This window comes from Paraburkholderia sp. (assembly GCF_036488795.1).
Lineage (GTDB): Bacteria > Pseudomonadota > Gammaproteobacteria > Burkholderiales > Burkholderiaceae > Paraburkholderia.
The window spans coordinates 1-3401 of the sequence record NZ_DASXHA010000127.1; the positions used below are offsets into that span (position 1 = coordinate 1).

A 3401-nucleotide genomic window follows, 5' to 3' on the forward strand; every position below is an offset into this window, starting at 1 on the left:
GCGGGATTCATGGCTGTTCGATACGTATTCAGACCACGCGCGGCGACCGATGTCGTGGCGCACTGCATTGCAGATGGCGCAAGAGTAGGCGAATACGGAACGCTTTGCTGCGTTGCGGCGTGCGTCGAAAGGCCGCGTCAAAAATCGTTTTTTATCGATTTTAAGACGCTAAATCGTTGACAGGTATCAAGTTTTCGATGAACAGCTTAGGAGGGCGATATGGCGTTCGACCAGCGCACTGCGTCAAAAGACCGCGCTGCAACAGCTCTCCGTGAGACTGCTAAAAGGCAAGATATTGGCGGCGCGAGAGGCGCGCCGAGCTGCGTCGCGCCTTATGCGCGATGGCCAGTCACCCGCGGGCCGGAAAACCGCCCGGTTGGGTTTATGCGATGAACCGCCGGCGCGGTCACGCGATTGAAATAAACAGCTTCTTGCCGCACGCGGCGGCGTATTTGCGCAGGGTGTCGATGGATGGTGAATGTTGTCCCGACGCTAGCGCGCGCTCGAGCCGTGTGACGGCCGGCGCCTTGGTGCCCATGCGTTCGGCGACCTGCGCCTGGCTCACTCCGGCGGCGTGGCGGGCTGCGAGCATCTGGTCGAGCAGCGCGAATTCTTCGCGGTTCAGCCGTTCATATTCCGAGCGTACTTCGGGGTCCGACAAAGCCCGGGTCCGCAGTTCCTTATACGTATTCACGTTTTATCTCCAGCAGTCGTTTGCGAGCCACTTCCAGTTCATTGCGCGGCGTCTGTTGCGATTTCTTCAGGAACCAGTGAAGCATGACGATTCGATGGTCGACTATCGAGCAGTAGAACACTCTGGCAATTCCTTCCGCACCCTTGAGACGCATTTCGAAGAGGCCGCCGCCCATGTACCGGGTGTGGGGTTCTCCGGGATTCGGGCCGTGTTGTTCCATGCGATCAGGGCCGCGCGCGGCGAGACCGAACGTTTTTTGCGTGAGTGGATGACGATGTCAGGACAACGAATCAGTCTTGTTCCGGGCATTGGCCGGATGGCCAGAGGACTGCCAGGCGCGTTGCACACACCACGTCGCGATGACGAACGGCGCAGTCATGACGGGCAAGCCCGAGTATCCCGCGAGCCATTGCAACACGACAGCCAGCAGCACACCGCCAGCTACCGCGCGCCACCCGCTGCGGCCGAGTGCGAGCGCCGTCAGCGCGCCGTTGAATCCCAGCAGACCGGCATCGAATGATGCGGGACTTGCGCCGAGCGCGAGATGCATCGCGCTGGCCAGAGCGGCGCCCGTCAGCGCCCAGCCTGCGGCGCGGCGTGAGGCCGCAGCAATCCCGATCAACACGAGCAGGCCGGGAAACGCGCCGCAGGCAAAGCCGGTCTGCGCGAGTCCGGCAAACACGCCATCGAGCCCAGGCGTAAGCGTGACAACATGAAGGGGCCGCACCCGCGCCGGATTGATGTTGACGAGCGGCAGCCAGAGCCATGTGACGATCAGACAAGGACTCGAGTAACCGCTGAGACCGCGCCGACGCAGCCAGCGCGACCACGGTGCGAGCAGCCACGCAGTGCCGGTAGCGGCGAGGATCGCGACTGCGGCGGCGGTGGCGTTGTCCGCGATAAACACGAAGGCCGCCAGTGCGGCCAGCGCGCCGTTGAAGCCGTGCAGGCCGGCGCGTGTATCGTCCTCGTCATAGCCGGCCAGCACCGCAGCAACGTTCGCCGCAGTCGCGCCGATCAACGCGGCGCATGCAAGACGCGCATCGCAGACGAGCCATGCCGCAAGCAGGCATGCGCCGGTGAACGCGTTCGGCTGCAGCACGATCTGACCCACGCTGCGCAACAGCGTGCGCAGCGCGGCGGATCGGGCCTGATCGGTGACGGTGTGCATGGTGCCGGGAAGGCGGAGCGGGTCCGTGGATGACGAATCGCGAGCATAGGGCAGCGGCAGGGTGCGTGGCATCCGCTGCGATTGATAGTGGCTATTTGCGACGCCCGGTCTGCGCCGGCATGTCGCGCCGTGTTCTTGCTAGGATAGAAGCCCGGCACGCAGGTCCACGCCACAGGCCGCGCCGGTTCGCAAGGAGGCAACGTCATGCGTGAAGTGCGTTGGGCATCGGTGGAGGGTGAGGGCATCGAACATCTGGCGTTCGACGCGCACGAAGATGGTGTCCTGGTCGAAAGCGCCGTCGTCGGGCAACGGTATGGGAAGGCCTATGGGCTTTACTACCGCCTGCGCTGTGATCCGCGCTGGCGCGTGACCTATGCCTGGCTGAAGATCGTGGGCGGCGCCGAACTGGAGCTGCACGGCGACGGCGAAGGCCGCTGGCGCGACGGCCATGGCCTGATGCTCAGTACGATCGAAGGCTGCATCGACATCGACATCGCCGCCACGCCATTCACCAATACCTTGCCGATCCGCCGGCTGCAACTGGCCGAAGGCGAGCGCGAGCCGATTCCGGTGGCGTATATCTCGACGCCGGAATTGCAGGTCACGCGCGTCGAGCAGGCGTACTCGTGTGTGGAACTGAACCGGGAATATCGCTACGAAGGCATCTTCCGGCAATTCACCGCGAACATGCGGGTCGATGAGGACGGCCTCGTGATCGACTATCCGACGCTTTTCACGCGGTTGCCGCGATTGCGCTGACGCGGCGCATGCTGCCGCGCAGCGGCACGATAAATTGCACCGGTGCATGCAACCGGCTAGACGACCGATTCTATGGAAATGGCGGCCGCTGGCGCAGCGACGCGATCCACCGGGGACTCTTCCGTGCCGCTTGTTTGCACGATATGCAGTTCACGCGTGCGAAGCGGCAGAGCGCATTGCGCGTCGTTGAGCGTTTGGCGGACCTGGCGAGCGAGATCCCAGCGCATGTCCCAGAAGTCGTCAATGGCCGCCCACACGCGGATGTTCAGCACCACGGTGCTGTCGTCGAAGCGGGTCGCCATGACTTGCGGCGCGGGCTTTGGCAGCGCGCGCGGGTCGGCGGCAGCAAGTGTGCGCAGCGCGGCCAGCGCCTGATCGACGTCGTCGCGCAAGGAGATTTCAACCTCCAGATCGAGCCGGCGTGTCGGATTGCGGTTGTAGTTGCGGATCGAATTGCTCCACAGGGCGCTGTTCGGCACGTATTCGCAGATGCCGTCGGGTTTGGTGAGACGCGTCGTGAACAGGCTGACTTCCTCGACCGTGCCCGCGACGCTGCCGGCCCCACCGTCGATATAGTCGCCGACCTTGAACGGCCGCAACAGCAGCAGCATGATGCCGGCGGCGATGTTCTGCATGGTGCCCTGCAGGGCGAGACCGATCGCGAGGCCGGCGGCACCGAGCACCGCAACCATGCTGGCAGTCTGGATGCCCAGTTGCGACAGCGCCCCGACGATCGCGACGACACGAATGCCCCAGAGGCTCGTGTCGCAGAGAATC

6 protein-coding genes are annotated in these 3401 nt (G+C 64.0%); 2 read left to right on the plus strand and 4 right to left on the minus strand.

The window, feature by feature from the left end; all coding sequences use genetic code 11:
• Positions 1-180, plus strand: a 180-nt coding sequence (locus VGH41_RS18240; RefSeq protein WP_331598920.1) for a hypothetical protein, incomplete at its 5' end; no start/stop codon positions are given.
• A gap of 226 nt (positions 181-406) precedes the next feature.
• On the opposite strand, the gene VGH41_RS18245 is transcribed toward VGH41_RS18240, so the two are convergent.
• Genes VGH41_RS18245 through VGH41_RS18255 form a run of 3 tightly spaced genes read right to left on the minus strand, consistent with a single transcriptional unit; the run spans position 407 to position 1865 of the window.
• Positions 407-694, minus strand: coding sequence for a helix-turn-helix transcriptional regulator (locus tag VGH41_RS18245; protein ID WP_331598921.1), 288 nt, complete (start codon positions 692-694; stop codon positions 407-409).
• Positions 681-914, minus strand: coding sequence for a type II toxin-antitoxin system RelE/ParE family toxin (locus tag VGH41_RS18250; protein ID WP_331598922.1), 234 nt, complete (start codon positions 912-914; stop codon positions 681-683). The genes VGH41_RS18245 and VGH41_RS18250 overlap by 14 nt, the downstream gene beginning before the upstream one ends.
• A gap of 57 nt (positions 915-971) precedes the next feature.
• Positions 972-1865 (minus strand): urea transporter, encoded by an 894-nt coding sequence (locus tag VGH41_RS18255; protein WP_331598923.1) that lies wholly within the window; start codon positions 1863-1865, stop codon positions 972-974.
• A gap of 204 nt (positions 1866-2069) precedes the next feature.
• Between VGH41_RS18255 and VGH41_RS18260 the strand changes: the two genes are divergently transcribed.
• Positions 2070-2624 (plus strand): putative glycolipid-binding domain-containing protein, encoded by a 555-nt coding sequence (locus VGH41_RS18260; RefSeq protein WP_331598924.1) that lies wholly within the window; start codon positions 2070-2072, stop codon positions 2622-2624.
• Positions 2625-2680: 56 nt separating this feature from the next.
• Here VGH41_RS18260 and VGH41_RS18265 read toward each other — a convergent pair.
• The coding region (locus VGH41_RS18265) for a mechanosensitive ion channel family protein (protein ID WP_331598925.1) at positions 2681-3401 on the minus strand (721 nt) is incomplete at its 5' end.